This window comes from Mesorhizobium sp. B2-7-1 (assembly GCF_006440735.1).
Classification (GTDB): Bacteria; Pseudomonadota; Alphaproteobacteria; order Rhizobiales; family Rhizobiaceae; genus Mesorhizobium.
Genome location: NZ_VFUA01000200.1, coordinates 1 through 3,475, shown reverse-complemented (window position 1 = coordinate 3,475; position 3,475 = coordinate 1). Strand labels below are relative to the sequence as shown.

The following is a 3,475-nucleotide window of genomic DNA, read 5'->3' as shown; positions in this document are numbered from 1 at the left end:
GTGTGACGCTCGCCGACGCGTACGGCGCCTTCGCGAGCCTGCCGATCCTGATCCCCGGCGTCATCGTCGGCATTTCGCTTCTGATCCTGGTCAACCTCATCGGCCTCGGCCCGTCGCGCATTTCGATCGTGCTAGGCCATATCCTCATCGCGCTGCCGACGACGGTGGTGGTGATGCGCAGCCGCTTCGCCGCCATTCCGAAGACGATCCGCGAGGCGGCGCTAGAGCTCGGCGCTTCCGACTGGACGACGTTCCGGCGCGTCATGCTGCCGCTGAGCGCGCCCGCCGTGCTGTCGGCCTTCATGCTCTCTTTCCTGATCTCCTTCGACGAGTTCATCGTCGTCTTCTTCCTCGCCGGCACCGAGCCGACGCTGCCGCTCTACATCTGGAGCCAGCTGCGCTTCCCGCGCTCGCTGCCGACGGTGATGGCGCTCGGCACGGTGATCCTCACTGTTTCCTTCATCATCGCCGGCACCGCCGAGATCCTGCGCCATCGCGATCTCGGCGCCGCGCGCCGTAATCCAGCCTGAACCACAACAAAGAAGAGGAGAACGAAAATGACATTCCACCTGAAATCGATCACTGGCCGCAAAGCCTTGGCGGGCCTTACGGCGCTCGCCATGGCGCTGTCGTCGACGGTCGCCTTCGCCGCCGACAAGCTGCAATATTTCACCTGGTCGGGTTACGAGCTGCCTGACTTCAACAAGAGCTTCCTTACCGCGCATCCGGACGGCGTCGAGGCGACGATCTTCGGCGATGACGACGATGCCTTCACAAAGGTCAAGGCCGGCTTCCGGCCCGACATCGCGCATCCCTGCTACGACAAGGTGGCGCGCTGGAACAAGGAAGGCCTGCTGCAGCCGATCGACACCAAGCGCATCAAGAACTGGGATTCGATCTTCCCGGTGTTCAAGAACCTGCCCGACCTGCAGGCCGGTGACGGCAAGGTGTGGATGGTGCCGTGGGACTGGGGCAACACCTCGATCCTCTACCGCACCGATCTGGTGAAGAACCCGGAGGCGAGCTGGAACCTTCTGTGGGACAAGCAATATGCCGGCCGCATGGCGACCATCGACGCCGTGCATGACACGCCGATCGTCGCAGCACTTCTCGCCGGCGTGAACCCCTTCGACATGACGCCGGACCAGATGGACAAGGTGGCCGAAAAGCTGCGCGAGCAGCGGCCGCTGCTGTCGAGCTACACCACCGACATGACCTCGGTCGAGCAGGCGCTGGCCAGCGGCCAGCTGGTCGCCGCCATGACCTGGAACGCGTCGGCCACCTCGCTGAAGAAGCAGGGCGTGCCGGTCGAGTTCATGAAGCCGAAGGAAGGCATGCTCACCTGGGCCTGCGGCTTCGTCATGCTCAAGGACGCCAAGAACGTCGATCTCGCCTATGACTTTATCAACAGCCGGCTCGACGCCGACTCCGGCAAGTTCCTGATCCAGTCCTATGGCTATGGCAGCTCGCTCGCGACCGCTTTCGCCGGCGTATCGAAGGACGAGCTCGACAAGCTGCAACTGCCCGCGGATCCGGACGTCATGCTGAAGACGACGATTTTCACCGGCCCGATGAAGCAGAACGACGATGTGGCGAAGATGTTCGAGAAGGTGAAGGCCGGGGGTTGAGCGCTCTCACCTTCTCCCCTTGTGGGAGAAGGTGGCCGCGCAGCGGCCGGATGAGGGGTGTTCCAGGGAACGCCAACGTCTCACTCCGCTGGAACACCCCTCATCCGTCTCGGAGCTGCGCGCCGATCCACCTTCTCCCGCAAGGGGAGAAGGGAAGGCGCCAACCCTTGCCCGCCTAACCGGCATCGTTTAGGAAACGCGCGCTCGAAGTAAGTCACCACTGACTGGAAACCTCCATGGCCGACAAATCGGAAAAGACGAAAGCGCGGCTGCCGCGCGGTTTTGCCGACCGCAGCGCCGAAGACATCCGCGCCGTAGAGAAGATGATGGCGACCATCCGCTCGGTCTATGAGCTGTACGGCTTCGAGCCGGTCGACCAGCCGATGATCGAATACACCGATGCGCTGGGCAAGTTCCTGCCCGACCAGGACCGGCCCAACGAAGGCGTTTTCTCCTTCCAGGACGACGACGACCAGTGGCTGTCGCTGCGCTACGATTTGACCGCGCCGACAGCGCGCTTCGTTGCCGAGAATTTCGAAAAACTGCCGAAGCCCTATCGCAGCTATCGCGCCGGCTGGGTGTTCCGCAACGAAAAGCCCGGCCCCGGCCGTTTCCGCCAGTTCATGCAGTTCGACGCCGACACGATCGGCACGCCCGGCGTCGCCGCCGACGCCGAGATGGCGATGATGATGGCCGACGTGATGGAGGCGCTCGGCATCAAGCGCGGCCAGTACGTCATCCGTGTCAACAACCGCAAAGTGCTGGACGGCGTGCTGGAAGCGATCGGGCTTGGTGGCGACGAGAACGCGGGTCGCCGGCTGACGGTGCTGCGCGCCATCGACAAGCTGGACAAGCTTGGGCCGGAAGGCGTGGCGCTTCTGCTTGGGCAGGGGCGCAAAGACGAAAGTGGCGATTTTACCAAAGGCGCGGGGCTTGACGAAGAGTCGGTTCAGTTCGTTCTGAACGCAGTTCTCCCGGGAGATTTGAACGCCAGGACCATCATGAGCGTGAATAGGGCTAAGCTTGGCAGTCTTGAGCAGGCCTATGCCGGCAATGCAACCGCTCTGGCCGGGGTGACGGAACTTAGTGAGATTGAAGCGCTGGTCAAAGCAGCGGGTTATGGCGCGGATAGGATTTTCATCGACCGCTCCGTCGTGCGCGGCCTTGAATATTACACCGGCCCGGTCTTCGAGGCCGAGCTTCTGGCCGAGATTCCCAACGACGAAGGCCAGATCGTGCGCTTCGGCTCAGTCGGCGGCGGCGGCCGCTATGACGGGCTGGTCTCGCGCTTCCGCGGCGAACCGGTGCCGGCGACAGGGTTCTCCATCGGTGTTTCCCGGCTGATGACGGCGCTGAAGAACCTCGGCAAGCTCGACACATCCGATGTCATCGCCCCGGTCGTCGTGCTGGTCATGGACAAGGACACCGAAAGCCTCGGCCGCTACCAGAAGATGGTCGCCGACCTGCGCGCCGCCGGCATCCGCTCCGAAATGTATCTCGGCGGCGCCGGCATGAAGGCGCAGCTGAAATACGCCGACCGCCGCGGCAGCCCGGTCGCCATCATCCAGGGTGGCGACGAGCGCGCCAAGGGCGAGGTGCAGATCAAGGATCTGATCGAAGGCGCCCGCATGTCTGCCGAGATCACCGACAACGCCGAATGGCGCGCCGCAAGGCCGGCGCAGGTGACGGTGGCGGAGGGCGAGCTGGTTGCCGAGGTGAAGAAGATTCTCGCGGCGCAGGCAGCCGATCGCGCGAAAGGTGGCGCTTGAACACCCCCCTCTGGCCTGCCGGCCATCTCCCCCGCAAGAGGGGAGATCAGCAGCTTTGGGCTCGGCGCCCATTCTCCA

General features: G+C 63.7%; 3 protein-coding genes. All 3 read left to right on the top strand.

All coding sequences use genetic code 11. The features are described from left to right. Window positions 1–530, top strand: a 530-nt coding sequence (locus FJ471_RS34290; protein ID WP_140811268.1) for an ABC transporter permease subunit, incomplete at its 5' end; no start/stop codon positions are given. A 27-nt stretch (window positions 531–557) separates the two neighbouring features. Continuing rightward, window positions 558–1,628 carry an ABC transporter substrate-binding protein gene (locus FJ471_RS34285; protein ID WP_140811262.1) on the top strand — a complete coding sequence of 357 codons (1,071 nt, stop codon included), beginning with the start codon at window positions 558–560 and terminating at the stop codon, window positions 1,626–1,628. Window positions 1,629–1,864: 236 nt separating this feature from the next. Beyond that, complete coding sequence (hisS, locus tag FJ471_RS34280) at window positions 1,865–3,397, top strand: histidine--tRNA ligase (protein ID WP_140811254.1); 1,533 nt, start codon at window positions 1,865–1,867, stop codon at window positions 3,395–3,397. Window positions 3,398–3,475: the final 78 nt, after the last annotated feature.